The following is a 19,740-nucleotide window of genomic DNA, read 5'->3' as shown; positions in this document are numbered from 1 at the left end:
GGGAGCATCCATGAGCAAAGCCATGTTCCAGCGCATCGCCTATGCGCTGCGAAACCTGACCCGCTTCGCGGGCCGCGATTCACGCGAGACGTTCTGGGTCTACGCCGTCTTCATTCTGCTCGTGACTTTCATCGCCACCTTCGCCCTGGCGGCGCCGGTGATCGCGGACTCATTCGAGCGGATGCAGCAGTTCGCCCTCGCGCACCCGGACCAGGCCACCATCACCCGGACCCCCACCAGCTATTCGATCCAGATCCATGGCCAACACCCCGAGCTGATGCCGGACTTTCCCCGGCTTCTCCACCTGATGGCCCTTCCGGTCGGGTTGGCGGTGCTGCTGCTGTCAGCCGCGGTCACGCGACGGCTGCACGATCGCGGCCGCAGCGGGATCTGGGCCCTCCCGCCGCTCGCCTTCCTCGTCATCGGCATGAGCATCACGCCCAGCGTTTTCGCGACCATGGCTGCGAGCCCGGGCGCGCCGCCGAAAGGCTTCGTCCTGCTCTTCGGCGCCAACCTGCTCTATATAGTCAGCCTGGGACTGCTGGTCCTCCAGCTCATCGGCGCCACCGCCCCAAACCCGAACCGGTTCGGCGGCCCACCCGCGGAGTGAGACGGCGCGTGACACGCTGACGAAGCGAGGGTGGACCTCGCCCGATGCAACTGACAGCCTGCCGGCGGTCCCCGCAGAGCGCCGAAAGGAAGCAGCATGTCCGAAACCACAACGACGCCCATCGCGCAGAGCGCGGCGCCGTCCGCGACCTTCGCCTTCACCAAGCTGATCGTCGCCGACCTCGACGCGGCCGTGGACTTCTACGCCCGCGTCCTGGGCCTCGTCGTCGCCCAGACGGTGGAGACCGCCGACATGGTCGAGAAGATCCTCGGCAAGGCCGGCCAGCAGGGCGGCGCCAACCTCATCCTCTACCACCACAAGGACGGCCGCCGGCTGACGCTCGGCCACGCCCACGGCCCGGTCGGCTTCTACGTCCGCGACGTCGACGCCGCCTTCGCCCATGCGGTCCAGGAAGGCGCCAGGGCCCACCGCGAGCCGTTCGACGCCGGCGCGCTCCGTGTCGCCTTCATCCTCGATCCCGACGGCCACGAGATCGAGCTGGTCAGCGTCAAGCGCTGAGCCTCGGCCCGGCGACGCCGCACGTCACCCACCTAAGCCCTGGCAGAGGTGAGGACAGTCCGGCGTCTCCTCTGAGTCAGCCTTGCCTCAATACGCCAGGATCGGCGCCAGCCAGCGCTCCGCCTCTTCCACGCTCCAACCCTTGCGCCGGGCGTAGTCCTCCACCTGATCCCTATCGATCTTGCCGACCCCGAAGTAGTGCGCCTCGGGATGGGCGAAGTAGAGGCCGCTGACCGACGAGGGCGGGGTCATGGCGAGGCTCTCGGTGAGCTCGATTCCCGTCGCCGGCGTGGCGTCCAGCAGGCGGAACAGGGTCCGCTTCTCGGTGTGGTCCGGCTGGGCCGGATAGCCGGGCGCCGGGCGGATGCCGCGATACTTTTCGCCGATCAGGATGTCGAGGTCGAAGGCCTCGTCCGGCGCATAGCCCCAGAGTTCCGTGCGCACCTTGCGGTGCAGGGCTTCGGCGAAGGCTTCGGCCAGGCGGTCGGCGACAGCCTGGGAGAGGATCGCCGAATAGTCGTCGCCCTTGGCCCGGTATTCGGCGGCGAGCGCGCTCTCGCCGTGGCCGCTGGTCACCGCGAAGCCGCCCACCCAGTCGGGCTTGGTCCCCACTGGCGCGACGAAGTCCGCGAGCGCGGTGTTGGCGCCCTCCTTGACCATCTGCTGGCGCAGGGTGTGCAGCCGGGCGAGCTCGGTCGTGCGGCGCTCGTCGGTGTAGAGCACGATGTCGTCGCCCTCGGCGTTGGCCGGCCAGAAGCCGACCACCCCGCGCGCCTCCAGGAGGTTCTCCTGGATCATCCGGCCGAGCATGTTCTCCGCGTCGCGGAAGAGGTCGCGCGCGGCCTGGCCGACCACCTCGTCCTCGAGGATCGCCGGATAGCGGCCGACCAGCTCCCAGCTCGCGAAGAACGGCGTCCAGTCGATGTGGCGCGCGATCTCGTTGAGGTCGTAGGGCGCGAAGGCGCGCGTGCCGAGGAAGCTGGGCTTCGGCGGATCGTAGGCCGCCCAGTCCACCGCGAAGGCCTTGTCCCGCGCCTCCTGGAGACTCGCCCGCGCCCGCGTGCCCTGGCCGCGCGCGAACTGCTCGCGGACCTTCTGGTAGTCGGCCGCGGTGTCGGCCAGGAACCTGGTCTTCTCGGTCGGCGAGAGGAGGTTGGAGACCACGCCCACCGCCCGGCTGGCGTCGAGCACATAGACGGTGGGGCCGGCCTTGTACTGCGGGGCGATCTTCACCGCCGTGTGGGTCTTGGAGGTCGTGGCCCCGCCGATCATCAGCGGCATGGAGAAGCCCCGCCGCTCCATCTCGCCGGCCACGAAGGCCATCTCGTCGAGCGAGGGGGTGATCAGGCCCGAGAGGCCGACGATGTCGACCTTGTTCTTCTCGGCCTCGTCGAGGATGCGGTCGGCCGGGACCATGACGCCGAGGTCGATGACCTCGTAGTTGTTGCACTGCAGGACCACGCCGACGATGTTCTTGCCGATGTCGTGGACGTCGCCCTTGACGGTCGCCATCAGGATCTTGCCGGCGCTCTCGCGCGGCTTGCCTTCCTTCTCGGCCTCCATGAACGGCAGCAGGTAGTTCACCGCCTGCTTCATCACCCGGGCCGACTTGACCACCTGCGGCAGGAACATCTTGCCCGCGCCGAACAGGTCGCCGACCACGTTCATGCCGTCCATCAGCGGGCCTTCGATGACGTGCAGCGGCCGCTCGGCCTTGGCCCGCGCCTCCTCGGTGTCGGCCTCGATGTACTCGGTGATGCCGTTGACCAGGGCGTGGGTCAGCCGCTTCTCCACCGGCTGCTCGCGCCAGGTCAGGTCCGGCCCCTTGGTCTCGCCCTTGCCGCCCTTGTACTTGGGCGCCAGCTCCAGCAGCCGCTCTGTGGGGGAGACGCCGTCCCGGCCGGGCCGGTTCAGCACCACGTCCTCGACCGCCTCGCGCAGCTCCTCGGGGATGTCGTCATAGACCGGCAGATCCCCGGCGTTGACGATGCCCATGTCCATGCCGGCGTTGATCGCGTGGTAGAGGAACACCGAGTGGATCGCCCGCCGCACCGGCTCGTTGCCGCGGAACGAGAAGCTGACGTTCGACACCCCGCCCGAGACCCGCGCGTGCGGCAGCTCGGCCTTGACGGCCCGCGTCGCCTCGATGAAGTCGACGGCGTAGTTGTCGTGCTCCTCAATGCCGGTGGCGATGGCGAAGATGTTGGGATCGAAGATGATGTCCTCGGGCGGGAAGCCGACCCGCTCGACCAGGATCTGGTAGGCGCGCCGGCAGATCTCGACCTTGCGCCTGGCGGTGTCGGCCTGGCCCTGCTCGTCGAAGGCCATGACCACCACGGCCGCGCCATAGCGCAGGCAGGCCCTGGCCTGCTCGACGAACTTGGCCTCGCCTTCCTTCAGGCTGATCGAATTGACGATCGCCTTGCCCTGCACGCACTTCAGGCCGGCCTCGATCACCTCCCACTTGGATGAGTCGACCATCACCGGCACGCGGGCGATATCGGGCTCGGCGGCCAGCAGGTTCAGGAAGGTCCGCATGGCGGCCACCGAATCCAGCAGGCCCTCGTCCATGTTGACGTCGATGACCTGGGCGCCGGCGTCCACCTGCTGGCGCGCTACGCTGAGCGCCTCGGTGTAGTTCCCTTCGGCGATCAGCTTGCGGAATTTGGCCGAGCCCGTGACGTTCGTCCGCTCGCCGATGTTCACGAAGATGGGGCGCATTCAGCTCTACTACTTGATGTCATCCCGGTTTCGCGGAACGCGAAGACCGGGACCCTTGTCGCCAGATGGAAGTCGTCGGGCCGCAGCCCTCCCCGCGCGATCAGGCGCCGGGGGTCCCGGTCTTGGGCTGGCGCCCAGACCGGGATGACAGGGGTGTTTAGGACGCCAGCTCGAACGGCTCCAGGCCGGCGAGGCGCAGCGCCGTCGGCCGCTCGGGCACGGGCCGCGGCTTGACGCCCTTCACCTCGTCGGCGACGTGCCGGATGTGGTCGGGGGTGGTGCCGCAGCAACCGCCGAGGATGTTGACGATGCCGTCCTTGGCCCAGTCGTGCAGCGCGTGGCCGGTCTGGTCCGGCGTCTCGTCGTACTCGCCCATGGCGTTCGGCAGGCCGGCGTTGGGATAGGCCGAAACCAAGGTGTCGGCGATGCGCGACAGCTCGGCGATGTGCGGCCGCATCAGCTCCGCGCCCAGGGCGCAGTTGAGGCCGACCGCGAACGGCTTGGCGTGCTTGATCGAGTTCCAGAAGGCCTCGACCGTCTGGCCCGACAGGGTGCGGCCCGAGCGGTCGGTGATGGTGCCGCTGATCCAGATCGGCAGCGGCTCGTAGCCCTCGTCCTCGAGGTCCATGATCGCCTTGATCGCCGCCTTGCAGTTGAGGGTGTCGGTGATCGTCTCCACCAGGAACAGGTCGACCCCGCCCTCGTGCAGCGCCTTCACCTGCTCCTTGTAGGCGTCATAGACCTGGTCGAACGTCACCTTGCGCGCGCCCGGGTCGTTCACGTCCGAGCTCATCGACAGCATCACCGGCAGCGGGCCGATGGAGCCGGCCACGAAGCGCGGCTTGTGGGGCTCCTTGGCCGTCCAACGGTCGGCGACCTCGCGGGCGATCTTGGCGCCCTCGAAGTTGATGTCGCGCACCGCGCCCTGGGCCTCGTACTCGCCCTGGCCGATCGAGGTGGCCGAGAAGGTGTTGGTCTCGCTGATGTCCGCCCCGGCCGCGTAGTAGGCGTCGTGCAGCTCGGCGATGATGTCGGGCCGCGTCAGGCACAGGATGTCGTTGTCGCCCTTCAGCTGGACCGGGTGGTCCTTGAAGCGCTGGCCGCGGTAGTCGGCCTCGTCCAGGCCCTTCTTCTGGATCATCACCCCCCACGAGCCGTCGAGGATCAGGATCCGCTCCTTGGCCGCCTGCTTCAGGGCGGCGATGCGTTCGGCTCGGCTGGTCATGCCGCGGCCTCCTTCGGCCCGCCCGATCCGCGATCGGGCTTCGTTTGAGAGGAATCTGGGGTGGGGGCTTCGCGCACGCCGAGGACCCGGCAGATCGCATAGGTCAGGTCGGCGCGGTTGAGGGTGTAGAAGTGGAAGTCGGAGAAGCCTTCCTCGGCCAGGCGGGCGCAGGTCTCGCTCGCCACCGAGGCCGCGATCAGCCGCCGGGTCTCCGGATCTTTCTCCAGTCCTTCGAACAGGTTAGCCAGCCACTGCGGCAACTGGATACCGATGGGGCCCGCCATCTTCTTGAGGCCGTTGTAGTTGGTCACCGGCATGATCCCCGGCGAGATCGGGATGGTCACTCCGGCCTTGCGGACCCTGTCCATGAACCGCAGGAACGCGTCGAGGTCGAAGAAGAATTGGGTGATCGCCCGCGTCGCCCCCGCATCCACCTTGGCCTTCAGCACGTCGATGTCGTGGTCGACGCCGCTGCTCTCCGGGTGGACCTGCGGATAGAGCCCGACGCTCACCTCGAAGGGCGCGATGCGCCGGATCGCCGCCGTCAGCTCGGTGGCGTTGTTGTAGCCGTCGGCCCGCGGCGTATAGCGCCCGCCGATCTGCCCCGGCGGGTCGCCGCGCAGGGCCACGATGTGCCGGATGCCCGCCGCCCAGTAGTCGCGGATCACCTCGTCCACCTCCTCGCGGGAGGCCTCGACGCAGGTCAGGTGCGCGGCCGGCTTGAGCGTCGTCTCGTTGACCATGCGCAGCACCGTCCGGTGCGTGCGGTCGCGGGTCGAGCCGCCGGCGCCGTAGGTCACCGAGACGAACGACGGGTTGAGGGGCTCGAGCCGGCGGATCGCCTCCCACAGGCTCGCCTCCGCCTCGGGCGTCTTGGGCGGCGAGAACTCGAAGGAGACGTTGGGGCGCGGCGTGCCGCCGACGCCCGCGCGGGCGACGGGGCCTAAGGCTGTGTCTACCGGTGTCATGCGGCGGTCCTCTGCCGGGCGGCGGCCCGCTCGGCGGTCCAGATCTTCACGGTCAGGCCCGCCTCGCGGGCTGGCGGCAGGGTCTCGACGGCGGTGTACGCGAAGCCGCTCTCCGCCAGCCATCGGCGCATCTCCTGGTCGGAGAAGCCGAGCCGGCGGTGCTGGTGCTGCTCGCGCAGGAACTCGAGCTTGTGCGGCGCGAAGTCGACGATCAGCAGCTTGCCGCCCGGCGCGGTGATGCGCGCCGCCTCCTTCACCGCCGCGGCCGGATCGGCGAGATAGTGGAGCACCTGGTGGACCACCACGAGGTCGGCCTCGCCGTCGGGCAGGCGCGTGCTGAAGATGTCGCCGTGGCGCAGCTCGCAGGCCTTCAATCCGGCCTCGGCCACGTGGCCGCGGGCGATGTTGAGCATCTGCTGCGAAAGGTCGAGGCCAAGCGCCACCTGCGCCTTCGGCCCCAGGAGGGTCAGCATCCGGCCGGTGCCGGAGCCGAGGTCCACCAGCCGCCTGAACGGCCCCGGCCCCGCGGCCTTCAGGATCGCCGCCTCCACGTCGCCCTCGGCGACATAGAGCGAGCGGATCTCGTCCCAACGGGCGGCGTTGCGGGCGAAGTAGTCGGACGCCACCTGGGCCCGCTCGGCGAACACGGCCGTCAGCCGCTCGGCGTCGCGGACGAGCTGCGGATCGTTCGCGTCGAGCCGCGCCAGCACCTCGCGGACGAGCTCGCCGGCTTGCCCGCCGGCCGTGAGGCGGTAGAACACCCACGCGCCATCCGGGAAACGCTCGACGAGGCCGGCTTCGGCCAGCAGCTTCAGGTGGCGGGAGACGCGCGGCTGGCTCTGGTCGAGCACGCCGCAGAGTTCGAGGACGGCCAGCTCCTCACGCGCGAGGAGCGCCAGGATGCGCAGGCGCGTCGGCTCGCCTGCCGCGCGCAGCACCTCCACCGCCTGTGCCGCCGAGAGCTTCATGGCGGCACATAAAGATATCTTTATGTCTTTATGTCAAGTCGGCGAGCGCCTTCCATTTCAGCTCAGGCCGGCCCTCGGCCCAGGCGAGAAGCGCTTCGAGGAACGCCCAGGCGTCTTCGTCGTGATCCAGGTGATGGCTGAGGAGGCCGATCGGCGCATCCCACAGCCCCGCCCGCCGCCGCGCCCGCAGCGCGACGCGCAGCGCCGACCACATCCGCCGCCGCCCACGGAACCGCGCCCCCTTCTTCCAGCGCATCAGGTCGATGTGGGCGTCGATCCGGGGCCCGGCCTCGGCGATCTCGCCCCAGGCGGACAGGCCCGTGTAGCCGCAGGCCAGCAGCGCCTGGGGGAGCGCCGGATGGACGTCGTTCCAGGGCGGCGTGAACATCCGCAGCGCCCCCGGCAAGCGCTCGACCTGACGCCAGCCGATGTTCAGTCGTTCGGCGAGCTGCGCCTCGCTCCACTCGTGCGGGAACTCCCCGGCCGCGGCCCCGTCGCGGCGATTGAGGTGGTCGACCCCGTGCTGGACGACGGACACCCAGGGCCGGCCGCCAAGCAGGGCCGCCAGCTCGCGCAGTCGCCCATCCGGGATGACGGCCAGCGTCAGCGGCGTCCGGTGCGCATCGGACAGCACGAGCAGTCGGCGCAGCGCCGGGGTGGCGGCCCGCGCGTCGTCATCGCGCCACCAGAGCGTCGCGCAACGCCCGGCGCGCCGCCAGCGGCCGAGTTCGGCCGCGAGCCTCAATCTGGCGATCAACACCTCGGCGGTCAGCCCACGCCCTGCAGGACCGTTTCCGCCGCGGGCCGCTCGCCGGCCTGCGCGGCCTGGCCGCGCCGCGCCTCCAGGATCTCCTTGGCGCGCAGGTGTGAGATCACCGGATAGAGCCCGGCCATCAGGGCGATGGTGAAGCCGAGGTCGCCCTCGGTGCGCCCCTTGCGGCCCACGTAGCACTTCCAGAACCTGCGGAAGCCGCGGAAGACGTTGTCCCAAAGACGCCCGGGATCGCCCTTGTCGGCCAGGTCGGCGGCGCGCAGGGCGGTGTAGCGGTTCAGCCGGTCGACCATGTCGCCGATGTCCTCGTCCACCAGATGGCGGATCGGCGTCGCCAGCTCGCCGGCGAAAGCGCCGTCGAACACCACGCCGGGATGGACCCGCTCCGGCTTCCAGTGCTTCACGCCCCGGCGATAGAGCCTGGCCACCGAGGTGGTGCCGAAGCTGCCGCCCCAGCCGCGGCGCACGAGCTTGTGGCCCACGTAGTTGTCCACCGGAACCCGGAACCAGTCGCCCGAGGCCTTGGCCACGGCGGCGCGGACCTCACGGACCAGGGTGTCGTCGGCGTGTTCGTCGGCGTCGAGCTCGAACACCCAGTCGCCCGAGCAGGCGCCGAGACCGGCTTCCTTGCGCTGGCTTTCGAGCGGGAAGATCCCTTCCACCACCACCGCGCCGAACCGGCGGGCGATCTCGGCGGTCCTATCCGTGCAGCGGTCGGCGACCACGACCACCTCGTCGAAGGCCGCCAGCCCCCTCAGGCATTCGGCCAGGCGCGCTTCCTCGTTGCGCGCGCAGACGAGCGCAGAAATCCTCATCGATGTTCCCCCCGGCCTCCCGTCCGAGGCCGTCCGGAGAGATAGACGCCACAGCCAGGCTTCCCCCCTCACTGTTTCAGAATGGACACAATGTCGCAGGGTAACGCCGGTGTGCGGTTCGACGGCGTTGCGGGGGCTCAGCCGCCGCGCACCACCGTCTCGACGAGGGCGTAGAAATCCCGGGCGAAGGCCGCCGTGTCGCCGAGCGGGCTGCGCCGTATCCGCTCCCGCAGGCCGCTCCGCAATGCCGCCCGTCCCTGCCCATCCGCGGCCAGCTGCAATGCGACGGCGCGATAGCCGCCCAGATCGTCGGCGATCATCTCCGCAAGGCCCGCGTTGCTCAGGATCGAGGCGCTGAGCCGCTCGTACAGGGCCGGCCCCCGCAGGCTCACCACCGGCACGCCCATCCAGAGCGCCTCGACCGTGGTCGTGCCGCCGGTCAGCGGGAAGGTGTCCAGCGAGATGTCGATCTCGTTGTAGATCGGCATGTGCTCGTGCCGGACGGGGTGGAAGTCGATCCGGTCCGCGGAGACCCCGCCAGCCGCGAACGCCCGGATGATGTGCTCGCGGAACACCGCCGAGGCCGCCTCGGGACGCACGATGGCGAAGCGCGACCCCGGCGTGGCGGCCACGATCGAGGCCCAGGTCGCCAGGACCTCCGGCGTGTACTTGTAGGGATTGTTGGCCGTCCCGAACGTGAGACACCCCTTGCGGACCTCCGGCGGCGTCGGGTCGATGACGAAGGCGTCGGAGAATGTGGAGCCGAGCGCGATCCAGCTCCTCGGCATCCGCCACGCGGCTTCCGCCAGCAAGGTGGCATCGGCCGGCGCGACGAAGGGATCGCAGATCAAACCGTCGATCGTCGGCAGGCCCTCGGAATGCGGATAGCCGAGCCAGCTCGCCTGGCGCGGCGCGGGACGCCAGGCCAGGACCTCGAGCTTGTTCATATGGGTCGAGCCGCCCAGCTCGATCAGCAGGTCGAGATCGTCGTCGGCAATGACCTGGGCCGCTTCGCGCGCCGTGGCGTCGGGCATCCGGCGGAAGGTGGAGCGGGCGGCGAAAGCGCTCTGCATCGCGTCCGCCGGTCCCGGATCGAAGGCGTAGCAGAAGAGCTCGAAGCGGCTGGGGTCGAGGTGCTGGAACACCGGCTCGGCGAAGTAGCCGACGGGATGGCGCCGCAGGTCCGACGACAGGAAGCCCAGCCGGATCTTCTCCCCTGGCGGCCGCGGCGCCGGGCGCCGGATCGGCCGCCGCTCCGCCCTGGCCACCATGGCCCGGCCGCAGATCCGATGTTCCTCGAGCAGCTCGCGCCGGTCCGCGTCGGTGCGCACCCGGCTGAGTTGGCGGAACAGGGCCGTGTGCAGGCCCGCCTGCGCCCAGGCGCGCCCGAGCGTGCGGAAGTCGCCCAGCCGCTCGGCCGCCTCGAAGTCGCAAACCTGGGCGAAGACGTCGCGCAGAACCTTGGCTTGCTGCGGCGTGAGTGCGCCGAGGCCCAGCGCCGCGCGGGCCAGGCGATGGGCTTCGTCGAGGGCGTTGCCGGCCTCCGGCCCCTTGGTCCGCGCCAGGTGCTGCACGAGCCCGACGAGGGCGTCGAGGCTGGCCGGCTCGAGCGCGCGCGCCCGCCGCAGGTGAGCCTCGGCCGCCGCATCGCCGCGCTCCGACAGCACATCGCCGAGCTGGAGCTGGGCCCAGCCGATCTCGGGTCGCCTGGCGACCAGCGCGGCCAGGAAGGCTTCGGCGCGGTCGCGCGCGCCGGCCGCCCGCAGCACCGCCGCCTTGGCCTCCAGCAGCGCCAGGTTCTCGGGGTCGAGGCCCAGGGCCTCGTCCAGCACCGCCTCGGCGGCGGCCGGGCCCTCGGCCTCGTTCCGCGCCTTGGCGAGATCCAGGAACGCCCCGCCGCGGTTGGCGCGCGCGGCGCCGTGGGCGGGATCCAGTCTCAGCGCCTCGCCGAACGCGGCCAGCGCCGCCTGCGGCTCGCCGGTCATGCGCAGCATGGCCCCATGGACGTTCCAGAGATCGGCGGATCGGGGATGGGCGGCGATGGCGGCGGTGGTGAACGCACCGCCCGCAGCGAACGTGCCCGCGCGGTAGAGTTCGCGGGCGCGGGCCAGGGCGGCGTCAGCACTCTGCGGGATCGCCTCGCTCGCCATCGACCTCCCCCGCACCCGACGCCTCGCGCATCTCCTAAGCCGCCGCGCGAGCGAAATACAATCGCCGGAGGGAAACACACGGCGTCGCTTGTTCGTTAACGCGTTTGCGCCCGCCTGAGGCGCGAACGTCTCGAGGGAGATGCACCCATGAAAACCTTCCTGCTGGCGGCCGGCGCGGCCGCCCTTGCCCTGTCCGCTTCCGCGGCCGACGCCAAGGCCAAGCACCACCGCAAGCACCACGCGAGCCACGGCATGGCCAGCGCCGCGGGCCCGGCGCAGCCGATCCCCTACGCCATGCTCGACTCCTACCTGAAGGCCTCGCCCAGGCAGCGGGCGACGCGCGACTGGTGGTCCGGCTCGGCGACGACCGGCACGAGCGCCAACGCCTCGACGACCGCGCCCACCGCGACCGCCGGCGGCGCGACCGGCGACACGAGCTCGGGCAGCGCCACGACCTCGGGGTCAACTGAGGTCAATCCGAGCCCGTCGACCAGCCCCGCGCCGACCCCGCCGTCGAGCACCACGCCGGACGCGTCCTCGACCACCCCGTCGACGACCACGCCGCCGCCGTCGGGCTCGCCGCAGCAATAGGATCGAAGGCCGGGCTCCCCTTCCGGGGGGAGCCCGCGCCCGCGACTCAGCCGTGCCGCCCCTCGGCGAACTCCTCGATCATCTTGGCGCAGAAGGCCGGCAGGTCGCCGGGATTGCGCGAGGTGACGAGGCCGTCGTCGACGACCACCTCCTGGTCGACCCATTCCGCGCCGGCGTTCCTCAGGTCCGTCTGCAGCGAGGGCCATGAAGTCATCCGCTTGCCCTCCACCGCCTCGGCGTTGATCAGCGTCCAGGGCCCGTGACAGATCGCGGCGATCGGCTTCTTCGCCTGGGCGAACGAGCGGACGAAATCGATGGCCTTGGGCTCCAGCCGGAGCTGGTCGGGATTGATGACGCCCCCCGGCAGGACGATGGCGTCGTACTGGTCGGGACTGGCCTGGCCGAGCTCGCGATCCACCGGCACCATCCGGCCCTTGTCGTGATGGTTGAAGCCCTGGATCTGGCCGCCGTGCGGCGCGACCACCTCGACCTCTGCGCCCGCCTGGCGCAACGCCTCGACCGGCTTCTCCAGCTCCACCTGTTCGAAGCCGTCGGTGGCCAGCACCGCCACCTTGCACCCTTGCAGCCGTTCCTCGGCCATGGGGGACCTCCTGCTCTCTGGTTGGGGATGCAGCCCAACCGCAGGGCGACCGGAGGGGTTCCGCCTAGCCGCCGACGATCCAGCCGGCCGGCAGGGTCGCGGGGATGACGCCCGGGAGCGTCGCCAATGGCTTGGCCGGCCTCGCCCTACCGCCCGAATTTCTGGAACTTGATCCGGTGGGGGATGAGGCTGTCGACGCCGAGGCGGCGCTTCTTGTCCTCTTCGTAGGCTTCGAAGTTGCCCTCGAACCATTCCACGTGGCTGTCGCCCTCGAAGGCGAGGATGTGGGTCGCCAGGCGGTCCAGGAACCAGCGGTCGTGGCTGATCACCACGGCGCAGCCGGGGAAGTCCTCGAGCGCGCTTTCCAGCGCCTGCAGGGTCTCCACGTCCAGGTCGTTGGTCGGTTCGTCGAGCAGGATGACGTTGCCGCCGGTCGCCAGGGTCTTGGCCAGGTGCACGCGGTTGCGCTCACCGCCCGAGAGCAGGCCGACCTTCTTCTGCTGGTCGCCGCCCTTGAAGTTGAACGAGCCCACATAGGCCCGGCTCGGGATCTCGGTGGCGCCGACCTTCATGATGTCGAGCCCGCCGGAGATCTCGGCCCAGACGTTGTTGTTCGGGTCCAGGCTGTCGCGGCTCTGGTCGACGTAGGCGAGCTTCACCGTCTCGCCGAGGCGGATGGAGCCGGAGTCGGGCTGCTCCTGGCCGGTGATGATCTTGAACAGGGTGGACTTGCCCGCGCCGTTCGGCCCGATCACCCCGACGATGCCGCCCGGCGGCAGCTTGAAGGTGAGGTCCTTGAACAGGCACTTGTCGCCGTAGTGCTTCTCCAGGCCCTCGACCTCGATCACCACGTTGCCGAGACGCGGCCCCGGCGGGATCTGGATCTGGGCGAAGGTCTGCTTCTGGCGCTCGGCCTGGTTCACCAGCTCGTCGAAGGCCGCGAGGCGCGCCTTGGACTTCGAGCGGCGGGCCGACGGGGAGCTGCGCACCCACTCCAGCTCGCGCTCGATGGTCCGCTTGCGGCCGGCCTCCTCGCGCTCTTCCTGCGCCGTGCGCTTGGCCTTCTGCTCGAGCCAGGCCGAGTAGTTGCCCTCGTAGGGCAGGCCCTTGCCGCGGTCGAGCTCCAGCGTCCACTTGGTCACCTGGTCCAGGAAGTAGCGGTCGTGGGTGACCAGGATCACGCAGCCCGGGAACTGCTCCAGGTGGTGCTGCAGCCAGGCGACGCTCTCCGCGTCCAGGTGGTTGGTCGGCTCGTCGAGCAGCAGCATGTCGGGCTTGGAGAGCAGCAGGCGGGCCAGCGCCACGCGGCGGCGCTCGCCGCCCGACAGGTTGTCGACCTTCCAGTCGTTGGGCGGGCAGCGCAGGGCGTCCATCGCCATCTCGATGCGGCTGTCGATGTCCCACAGGTCGCCGGCGTCCAGCTGCTCCTGCAGCTTGGTCATCTCCTCCATCAGCTCGTCGGAGTAGTCCTCCCCGAGCTTGGCGGCGACCTCGTTGTACTTGTCGAAGATCCGCTTCTCTTCGCACCAGGCGATGACGTTGCCCCAGACGTCGAGCGCGTCGTCGAGCTGCGGCTCCTGCTCCAGATAGCCGCGCTTGGTGCCGTCGGCGGCGAAGGCCTCGCCGGAGAACTCCTTGTCGAGCCCGGCCATGATCTTCAGCAGGGTCGACTTACCCGAGCCGTTGACGCCCACCACGCCGATCTTGGCGTCCGGGTAGAACGACAGCCAGATGTTCTCGAACACCTTCTTGCCGCCCGGGAAGGCCTTGGTCAGACCCTGCATCTGGAAAATGTATTGCTGCGCCATCGGGCGTCCGCGTGCTCGCTATGTGAGGAGGTCGGGCGAGCAGATAGCGGCGGCGAGCCCGCGGCGCAACGCCCCCCGCTGTGAGGGGCGCGCCCCGCCGGGCCGCCTCAGCGTAGAGAGACGGGCGTCTCCGTGGCGTAGCGGTTGCAGCGCCGCAGCTGGTCGGGCGTCAGCTCGACGCCGCGGCTGCGATAGCTGCTGACCGGCCCGATCGCCTCCACCACCTTCTGGCATTCGCGCAGCAGCGCGCCCGGGCTCGGCCTGGGCCGCACGTCGCCGACGCAGCGTTCGCCCATGCACTCCCACGCCACCGGCTGGACCGTGGCGCGCGCCTCGCCGCCCTGAGGCGCCGCCCACGCGGCCCCCGCCGCCATCGCCGCACCCGCGGCCATGGCGCCCAACATCCTCAGACTATGCATCTCGTGATCCTTCGGCTAGAAAAGAGCACGACCGGTCGCCATCTGAAAAAGGGAACGATCGGTCACTTTGTCAAGCTCTGGAGCCGCAGCTTTTGCGCAAAGGCGACGCCACCCGCGCCCGGATCCTCGAGACCGCCGCCCGCGAGGCGGCGCAGAAAGGGCTGGGCGCCGTCAGCCTGGGCGAGCTGGCGGGGGCCGTCGGTCTGTCGAAGAGCGGCCTCTTCAAGCACTTCGAGTCCAAGGAGGCGATGCAGCAGGCCGTGGTCGAGCAGATCACCGCCCGCTTCGCCGACTTCGTCTGGGCGCCGGCCATCGACCTCGCGCCCGGCCGGGCGCGGCTCGAGAAGGTCTTCCGCCGCTGGCTCGACTGGGCCGAGCTGGAATGGCCCGCCTCGGGCTGTCCGATGGTCACCTTCAGCATCGAGCTGGACGACCAGCCGGGCCCCTTGCGCGACTATCTGCAGGGCCAGTTGCGCCGCTGGCGTCGGACACTGATGCGCGAGTTCGCCGCCATCCGCACCCCGCCCCTCGACGAGGACCAGGCCGAGCTCTGCTATTTCGAGATGAAGAGCCTCGTCCTCGGGCACACCGAGGCGCGTCGGATGATGGGCGACATGGACGCCCGCGGCCTCGCCGAGCGCGCCTTCGCCGGACTGCTGAAGCGGGCGGAGATCGGGGCCGTCTAGCGGTCCCTTGGCAAGCTTGGCCCTCGGAACCCGCGCTTAGCTTTTGCGTAAGCCTTCCGACCGGCGCGGACTTCGCGCCGCGAAGTGACACGCGAAAGAGGACACTGACGCCATGCACAAGGACGAGATGAAGGGCGCCGCCAAGGACATGAAGGGCTCCGTGAAGGAGACCGCCGGCAAGGCCATGGGCGACCGTGACATGCAGGCCGAAGGCGCCGCCGAGAAGACGATGGGCAAGGTGCAGAAGGGCGTGGGCAACCTGAAGGACGCCGCCCGCAACGCGCTCAAGCACTAGAGCCTGACCCATTCCGTTGGGGACAAGGGCCGTGGCGCGACGCCGCGGCCCTTTCCGCATGCGGGTCCCGCCGTCTAAGCTCGCGGCTCGGTAGCAGGGGGACGGCGCATGCGTGAATTTGTGCTGGGTGTGGTGGCGAGCGCGTGGCTCGCCGGTGCGGCGTGGGCCCAGCCCCTTGCTCCAAATCCGCCCGTTCCGCTCAGCCCCTACGCCTCCGCGACCGAGGCCCAGGCCGCCATGCGCGAGGGCCGGCTGACCTCCGAGGCCCTGGTCCGCGCCGACCTCGACCGCATCGCCGCGCTCAACCACGCCGGCCCGCGGCTCAACGCGGTCATCGCCGTCAATCCCCACGCCCTGGCCGACGCCCGCGCGCTCGACGCCGAACGCCGCCGCGGCCACGTGCGCGGCCCCCTGCACGGCGTGCCGATCCTCCTCAAGGACAACGTCGAGTCCGCCGACGGCACGGCCACCACGGCCGGCTCCCTGGCGCTCGCCGCCAACGTCACCGGCCGCGACGCCCCGATCGTCAGGCGGCTGACCGACGCCGGCGCCGTCATCCTCGGCAAGACCAACCTCTCCGAATGGGCCAACTACCGCTCGACCGAATCCATCTCCGGCTGGAGCGCCGTCGGCGGCCTCGTCCGCAATCCGCACGTCCTTGATCGCTCGGCCTGCGGCTCCAGTTCGGGGTCGGGCGCGGCGGTGGCCGCCGGCCTCGCTTCCGCCGCCATCGGCACCGAGACCGACGGCTCGATCACCTGCCCGGCCGCCGCCAACGGCGTCGTCGGCCTCAAGCCGACCGTGGGCCTCGTCTCGCGCCGCTTCATCGTGCCGATCTCGCCCGAGCAGGACACCGCCGGGCCGATGACCCGCACGGTCGCCGACGCCGCGGCGGTGCTCTTCGCCATCGCCGGCTCCGATCCTGAGGATCCGGCCACCAAGGCCGCCGACGCCCATCGTACCGACTACCTCGCCGCCCTCGCCCCCGAGGCGCTCAAGGGCGCGCGGATCGGCGTGGTCCGCGGCGTCGTCCACGGCTCGCCGCAGACGGACGCGGTCTTCGACGCCGCCCTGGAGGCGCTGACGCGCGCCGGCGCCGTGCTCGTGGAGGTGAAACCGCCCGAGGCCGCGGTGATGAAGGAGATCGGCGAGGGCGAGGACGCGGCCCTGCACACCGAGTTCAAGGCCGCTATCGACGCCTACCTGGCCGCGACCCCGCCGGCCGTGAAGAGCCGCACCCTCGCCGACCTCATCGCCTTCGACCGGGCCGAGCCGCGCGAGACGCCGCTGTTCGGTCAGGAGATCTTCGAGGCCGCCGCGCGCAGCCCCGCTCCCAGCGACCCGGCCCACCAGGCCCGCCGGGCCCGGATCCGCAAGCTCGCCGCCGACGCGCTCGACAAGATGATGGCCGACGCCAAGGTCGAGGCCCTGGTCTCGCCCACCGGCGGCCCGGCCTGGCAGGTCGATCCGGTCAGCGACGGCAAGTTCTTCGGTTCGCCCACCACCCTGCCAGCGGTCTCCGGCTATCCGCACCTGACTGTGCCCATGGGCGAGGTTCTCGGCCTGCCGGTCGGCCTTTCCTTCGTCGGTCCCGCCTGGTCGGAGGCGAGGCTTCTGGCCCTCGGCTACGCGTTCGAGCAGGCCACCCACGCCCGACGCGATCCGCCGTTCCTGCGCACCCTCGCCGACCGCCCCGCCGTCGCCGCGGCCTACGATCCACGCTGAGGCTCTTGCCGAACCGGGGCGCCGCGACGATCTGAATTCCGTCGCAAAACCGACGCGGGTGATGACGATCCCGGCGTAAGGCTGCTACCACCATCCCGGTTCGCGCGGCGCGCCCCTAGTCAACAAGGACGAAAGCCCTGGCCAGACTCTGGAAGAGATCCGCCGGCACGGCCAAGCGGAAGCGCCGCTTCGGCAAGGCCGAGGGCGACCAGCGCGAGCGCACCGCCGCCCTCTTCCTGGCCGCCTCCTCCAGCGTCGAGAAGCGCAAGGTGCGCCGCGCCAAGGGCAAGGGCGCGCCGGGCTCGGCCCGGCTCGTGCGCTTCGATCCGGCGGCCCTGACCGCCTTCGGCGGCGACGACCACACCAGCTTCCACCTGATCGACACCACCATGATGTACGCACCCCGCTCCGGCGGGGTGAAGCGCTACCTCTCGGCCAAGCGCTCCTGGCTCGATAAGAAGCGGCCGGACATTCGCCACACCCTCGTCGTCCCCGGCGCCAAGACCCACGTGGAGGGCCCAGGCCTGGTCACCGTCAAGTCGACCCGGCTGCCGTTCGGCGACGGCTACCGGATGCCGGCCAGCGTGACCAAGTGGGAGACGGTGCTCACCGCCCTGCGGCCCGACATCATCGAGGCCGGCGACGTCTTCGTGCCCGGCCACGCCGCCCTCGAGGCGGGCGAGGCCCTGGGCGTGCCGGTGGTCGGCTTCTGCCACACCGACGCGGCGGCGCTCGCCGCCCTGCACCTGGGCGACTGGGCCGAGGCCCCGACCTTCAACTTCTGGAGCCAGGCCTACCAGCGGTTCGACCACGTGGTCGCGCCGTCCTGGCACACCGCCTCGCGCCTTGCCGAGGCCGGTGTCGAGCGGGTCAGCGTCCATCCGCTGGGCGTCGACACCGACCTCTTCCACCCGAGCCGCGGCGACCGCGCCCGCCTCTTGCGCCGCACCGGCCTGCCGGCCGACAGCCGGCTGCTGGTGTTCGCCGGCCGTCCCGCCCGGGAGAAGAACGTCGACGGCATGATCGAGGCGGTGGAGAAGCTCGGCGATCCCTACCGGCTGGTGCTGATCGGCGCCGGCCAGGGCGCGCGCTATTCGCGCCAGGTCGTCAGCCTCGACTTCGAGAAGGAGCCCGAGCGGCTCGCCGCCGTCGTCGCCTCCTGCGACGCCTTCCTGCACGCTAACGAGAACGAGATCTTCGGCCTCGTGGTCATCGAGGCCATGGCCGCCGGCCTGCCGGTGATCGGCCCCAACAAGGGCGGAGTGGGCGAGCTGATCGACGACGCCGTGGGACAGCACGCCGCCACCTCCGACCCCTCGGACCTCGCCGAGGCCATCGAGGCCCTGTTCGCCCGCGACGTCGCCGCGATCCGCCTGGCGGCCCGCAAGCGCGCTGTCGCCCGCCACAGCTGGGACGCCACCTTCGACGGCCTGACCAAGCTCTACGCCGAGCTCATCGACGCCTCGGCCGCCCGCCGCCAGCCGCTGGCCCTGACGGCCTAGCGCGCCAATCCTCCCGTTCAGGGGGAGGTGGCCTGAAAGGCCGGAAGGGGCCGAAGCCCACGGGCATCAGACGCCCTGGTCTCCAACCCCCTCGGTCGCTTCGCGACAGCTCCCTCTGAGGGGAGCCTCTTTCACTACCGCCCGGTCGGCATGTCCTTGAACGGCACGTCCTTGTCGACGCGGATGTCGCCGGGCAGGCCGAGGACGCGCTCAGCGATGATGTTCTTGAGGATCTCGTCCGTGCCGCCGGCGATCCGCAGGCCGGGCGCGCTCAACAGCGACATGTGGAACGCCGCCGAGAGCGGGCTCAGCGCCGGGTCGTTGATGACCCCGTACTGATCCAGCATCTCCACGGCGGTGTTGGCCAGCTCCTGCATGTTGAGCGCCGAGACCACCTTGCCGATGGAGCTCTCCGGGCCGGGCGTCTCGCCGCGCGACAGGGCGGTCAGCGTCCGGTTGCGGGTGTGCTTGAGGCCTTCGGTCGCCACGTACCAGTCGGCGATCTTGTCGCGCAGCGACTGGTCCTTGATGGCCGGCGCGCCGTCGAGGCCGGTGATGTCGCGGGCCGCCTCCATGAACTGCTCCCAGCTCGCGCCCGAAGGGCCGCCGACCGCTAGGCGCTCGTTCATCAGGGTGACCAGGCTGACCTTCCAGCCCTCGTTGACCGCGCCGAGCCGCTGGCTGTCCTTCACCCGCACGTTGGTGAAGAACACCTCGTTGAAGCCCGAGCCGCCGGACATCTGGTGGATCGGCCGCACCTCGACGCCCGGATCCTTCATGTCGAGCCAGAACATCGTCATGCCCTTGTGCTTGGGCTGGTTGACGTCCGTCCGGCAGATGACGATCCCGAAGTCGGAGAACTGGGCCCCCGTCGTCCACACTTTTTGGCCCGAGATCAGCCAGTCGCCGGAACCGTCGGAGGCCTTCTCGGCGCGGGTCCGCGCCGCGGCCACGTCCGAGCCGCCGGAGGGCTCGGAGAACAGCTGGCACCAGATCTCCTCGCCGCGCAGGGCGGGGCCGACGAAGCGCTTCTTGGTCTCCTCATCGGCGAACGCCATCACCGTCGGCACGCACATGCCGAGGCCGATCTGGAACACGTTCGGCGGGACCGGGTACTTGGCCTCTTCCTGGCTGAAGATGACCTGCTGGATCGGCGTGCCGCCCGGCCCGCCCCACTCCTTGGGCCAGGTGATCTGGGCGTAGCCGGCGGCGGCCTTCTTGGCCTGCCAGGCCTTGGAGGCGGCCATGGTGTCGCCGCCCCCTTCGGGGTCTCCGCCCACGGCCTTCTTCGGCGCATTGGCGGCGAGCCACTCGCGGACCTTGGCGCGGTAGGCGGCTTCTTCGGGGCTGTCGTTGAAGTCCATC

Annotated in this window: 18 protein-coding genes; 7 read left to right on the top strand and 11 right to left on the bottom strand. The window is 70.5% G+C overall.

Annotated elements, in window-relative coordinates; all coding sequences use genetic code 11:
• The first annotated feature begins 10 nt into the window (after positions 1-10).
• Positions 11-610 (top strand): DUF805 domain-containing protein, encoded by a 600-nt coding sequence (locus tag DJ017_RS08295; RefSeq protein ID WP_227000073.1) that lies wholly within the window; start codon positions 11-13, stop codon positions 608-610.
• A gap of 96 nt (positions 611-706) precedes the next feature.
• Entirely contained in the window at positions 707-1,129 is a 423-nt protein-coding gene (locus DJ017_RS08290) for a VOC family protein (protein ID WP_111528271.1), read from the top strand.
• 87 nt (positions 1,130-1,216) lie between these two features.
• On the opposite strand, the gene metH is transcribed toward DJ017_RS08290, so the two are convergent.
• From metH to DJ017_RS08255, 7 genes are all read right to left on the bottom strand, one after another.
• Positions 1,217-3,850, bottom strand: a complete 2,634-nt coding sequence (metH, locus tag DJ017_RS08285) for a methionine synthase (protein ID WP_111528270.1) — start codon at positions 3,848-3,850, stop codon at positions 1,217-1,219.
• A 157-nt stretch (positions 3,851-4,007) separates the two neighbouring features.
• Positions 4,008-5,075, bottom strand: coding sequence for a homocysteine S-methyltransferase family protein (locus DJ017_RS08280; RefSeq protein WP_111528269.1), 1,068 nt, complete (start codon positions 5,073-5,075; stop codon positions 4,008-4,010).
• A complete protein-coding gene (gene metF, locus DJ017_RS08275) occupies positions 5,072-6,043 on the bottom strand; it encodes a methylenetetrahydrofolate reductase [NAD(P)H] (RefSeq protein WP_111528268.1) in 972 nt (323 codons plus the stop codon). The genes DJ017_RS08280 and metF overlap by 4 nt, the downstream gene beginning before the upstream one ends.
• On the bottom strand, positions 6,040-7,011 hold the full coding sequence (locus DJ017_RS08270) for an ArsR/SmtB family transcription factor (RefSeq protein ID WP_111528267.1): 972 nt from the start codon (positions 7,009-7,011) through the stop codon (positions 6,040-6,042). The genes metF and DJ017_RS08270 overlap by 4 nt, the downstream gene beginning before the upstream one ends.
• A 28-nt stretch (positions 7,012-7,039) precedes the next feature.
• Positions 7,040-7,756 carry a polysaccharide deacetylase family protein gene (locus DJ017_RS08265; protein WP_111528266.1) on the bottom strand — a complete coding sequence of 239 codons (717 nt, stop codon included), beginning with the start codon at positions 7,754-7,756 and terminating at the stop codon, positions 7,040-7,042.
• A 23-nt stretch (positions 7,757-7,779) separates the two neighbouring features.
• A complete protein-coding gene (locus DJ017_RS08260) occupies positions 7,780-8,598 on the bottom strand; it encodes a glycosyltransferase family 2 protein (RefSeq protein ID WP_111528265.1) in 819 nt (272 codons plus the stop codon).
• A 137-nt stretch (positions 8,599-8,735) separates the two neighbouring features.
• A complete protein-coding gene (locus tag DJ017_RS08255; RefSeq protein WP_111528264.1) occupies positions 8,736-10,748 on the bottom strand; it encodes an O-linked N-acetylglucosamine transferase, SPINDLY family protein in 2,013 nt (670 codons plus the stop codon).
• 147 nt (positions 10,749-10,895) lie between these two features.
• On the opposite strand from DJ017_RS08255, the gene DJ017_RS08250 reads away from it, so the two are divergent.
• Complete coding sequence (locus tag DJ017_RS08250; protein WP_111528263.1) at positions 10,896-11,339, top strand: hypothetical protein; 444 nt, start codon at positions 10,896-10,898, stop codon at positions 11,337-11,339.
• Between the two features lie 46 nt (positions 11,340-11,385).
• Here the strand turns inward: DJ017_RS08250 and DJ017_RS08245 are convergent, their stop codons facing one another.
• The 3 genes from DJ017_RS08245 to DJ017_RS08235 all read right to left on the bottom strand — a co-directional run bounded on the left by DJ017_RS08245 (position 11,386) and on the right by DJ017_RS08235 (position 14,167).
• Positions 11,386-11,940, bottom strand: coding sequence for a type 1 glutamine amidotransferase domain-containing protein (locus DJ017_RS08245; RefSeq protein ID WP_111528262.1), 555 nt, complete (start codon positions 11,938-11,940; stop codon positions 11,386-11,388).
• Between the two features lie 146 nt (positions 11,941-12,086).
• The gene (gene ettA / locus DJ017_RS08240; RefSeq protein ID WP_111528261.1) at positions 12,087-13,748 is read right to left on the bottom strand and encodes an energy-dependent translational throttle protein EttA; all 1,662 of its coding nucleotides are present in this window, start codon (positions 13,746-13,748) and stop codon (positions 12,087-12,089) included.
• 107 nt (positions 13,749-13,855) lie between these two features.
• Positions 13,856-14,167 carry a CC_3452 family protein gene (locus tag DJ017_RS08235; protein WP_111528260.1) on the bottom strand — a complete coding sequence of 104 codons (312 nt, stop codon included), beginning with the start codon at positions 14,165-14,167 and terminating at the stop codon, positions 13,856-13,858.
• 92 nt (positions 14,168-14,259) lie between these two features.
• Between DJ017_RS08235 and DJ017_RS08230 the strand changes: the two genes are divergently transcribed.
• The 4 genes from DJ017_RS08230 to DJ017_RS08215 all read left to right on the top strand — a co-directional run bounded on the left by DJ017_RS08230 (position 14,260) and on the right by DJ017_RS08215 (position 18,375).
• On the top strand, positions 14,260-14,853 hold the full coding sequence (locus DJ017_RS08230; RefSeq protein WP_165830568.1) for a TetR/AcrR family transcriptional regulator: 594 nt from the start codon (positions 14,260-14,262) through the stop codon (positions 14,851-14,853).
• Positions 14,854-14,965: 112 nt separating this feature from the next.
• Positions 14,966-15,148 carry a CsbD family protein gene (locus tag DJ017_RS08225; protein ID WP_111528258.1) on the top strand — a complete coding sequence of 61 codons (183 nt, stop codon included), beginning with the start codon at positions 14,966-14,968 and terminating at the stop codon, positions 15,146-15,148.
• Between the two features lie 108 nt (positions 15,149-15,256).
• Entirely contained in the window at positions 15,257-16,873 is a 1,617-nt protein-coding gene (locus DJ017_RS08220) for an amidase (protein ID WP_111528257.1), read from the top strand.
• Between the two features lie 269 nt (positions 16,874-17,142).
• Positions 17,143-18,375: a glycosyltransferase gene (locus DJ017_RS08215; RefSeq protein WP_227000072.1), complete on the top strand. Its 1,233-nt coding sequence runs from the start codon at positions 17,143-17,145 to the stop codon at positions 18,373-18,375.
• 134 nt (positions 18,376-18,509) lie between these two features.
• On the opposite strand, the gene DJ017_RS08210 is transcribed toward DJ017_RS08215, so the two are convergent.
• Positions 18,510-19,739, bottom strand: a complete 1,230-nt coding sequence (locus tag DJ017_RS08210) for an acyl-CoA dehydrogenase family protein (RefSeq protein ID WP_111528256.1) — start codon at positions 19,737-19,739, stop codon at positions 18,510-18,512.
• Position 19,740: the final 1 nt, after the last annotated feature.

It is taken from the genome of Phenylobacterium soli, from assembly GCF_003254475.1.
GTDB classification, from domain to species: domain Bacteria; phylum Pseudomonadota; class Alphaproteobacteria; order Caulobacterales; family Caulobacteraceae; genus Phenylobacterium; species Phenylobacterium soli.
The sequence above is the reverse complement of the archived record's forward strand: the minus strand, read 5'-3'. Positions and strand labels throughout refer to the sequence as shown.

Coding starts and splice junctions, on each gene's coding strand:
- DJ017_RS08245 (WP_111528262.1), bottom strand. CDS start 11,940: ATGGCCGAGGAACGGCTGCAAGGGTGCAAGGTGGCGGTGCTGGCCACC.
- DJ017_RS08295 (WP_227000073.1), top strand. CDS start 11: ATGAGCAAAGCCATGTTCCAGCGCATCGCCTATGCGCTGCGAAACCTG.
- DJ017_RS08210 (WP_111528256.1), bottom strand. CDS start 19,739: ATGGACTTCAACGACAGCCCCGAAGAAGCCGCCTACCGCGCCAAGGTC.
- DJ017_RS08250 (WP_111528263.1), top strand. CDS start 10,896: ATGAAAACCTTCCTGCTGGCGGCCGGCGCGGCCGCCCTTGCCCTGTCC.
- DJ017_RS08225 (WP_111528258.1), top strand. CDS start 14,966: ATGCACAAGGACGAGATGAAGGGCGCCGCCAAGGACATGAAGGGCTCC.
- ettA (WP_111528261.1), bottom strand. CDS start 13,748: ATGGCGCAGCAATACATTTTCCAGATGCAGGGTCTGACCAAGGCCTTC.
- DJ017_RS08260 (WP_111528265.1), bottom strand. CDS start 8,598: ATGAGGATTTCTGCGCTCGTCTGCGCGCGCAACGAGGAAGCGCGCCTG.
- DJ017_RS08270 (WP_111528267.1), bottom strand. CDS start 7,011: ATGAAGCTCTCGGCGGCACAGGCGGTGGAGGTGCTGCGCGCGGCAGGC.
- metH (WP_111528270.1), bottom strand. CDS start 3,850: ATGCGCCCCATCTTCGTGAACATCGGCGAGCGGACGAACGTCACGGGC.
- DJ017_RS08290 (WP_111528271.1), top strand. CDS start 707: ATGTCCGAAACCACAACGACGCCCATCGCGCAGAGCGCGGCGCCGTCC.
- DJ017_RS08280 (WP_111528269.1), bottom strand. CDS start 5,075: ATGACCAGCCGAGCCGAACGCATCGCCGCCCTGAAGCAGGCGGCCAAG.
- DJ017_RS08235 (WP_111528260.1), bottom strand. CDS start 14,167: ATGCATAGTCTGAGGATGTTGGGCGCCATGGCCGCGGGTGCGGCGATG.
- DJ017_RS08255 (WP_111528264.1), bottom strand. CDS start 10,748: ATGGCGAGCGAGGCGATCCCGCAGAGTGCTGACGCCGCCCTGGCCCGC.
- DJ017_RS08220 (WP_111528257.1), top strand. CDS start 15,257: ATGCGTGAATTTGTGCTGGGTGTGGTGGCGAGCGCGTGGCTCGCCGGT.
- metF (WP_111528268.1), bottom strand. CDS start 6,043: ATGACACCGGTAGACACAGCCTTAGGCCCCGTCGCCCGCGCGGGCGTC.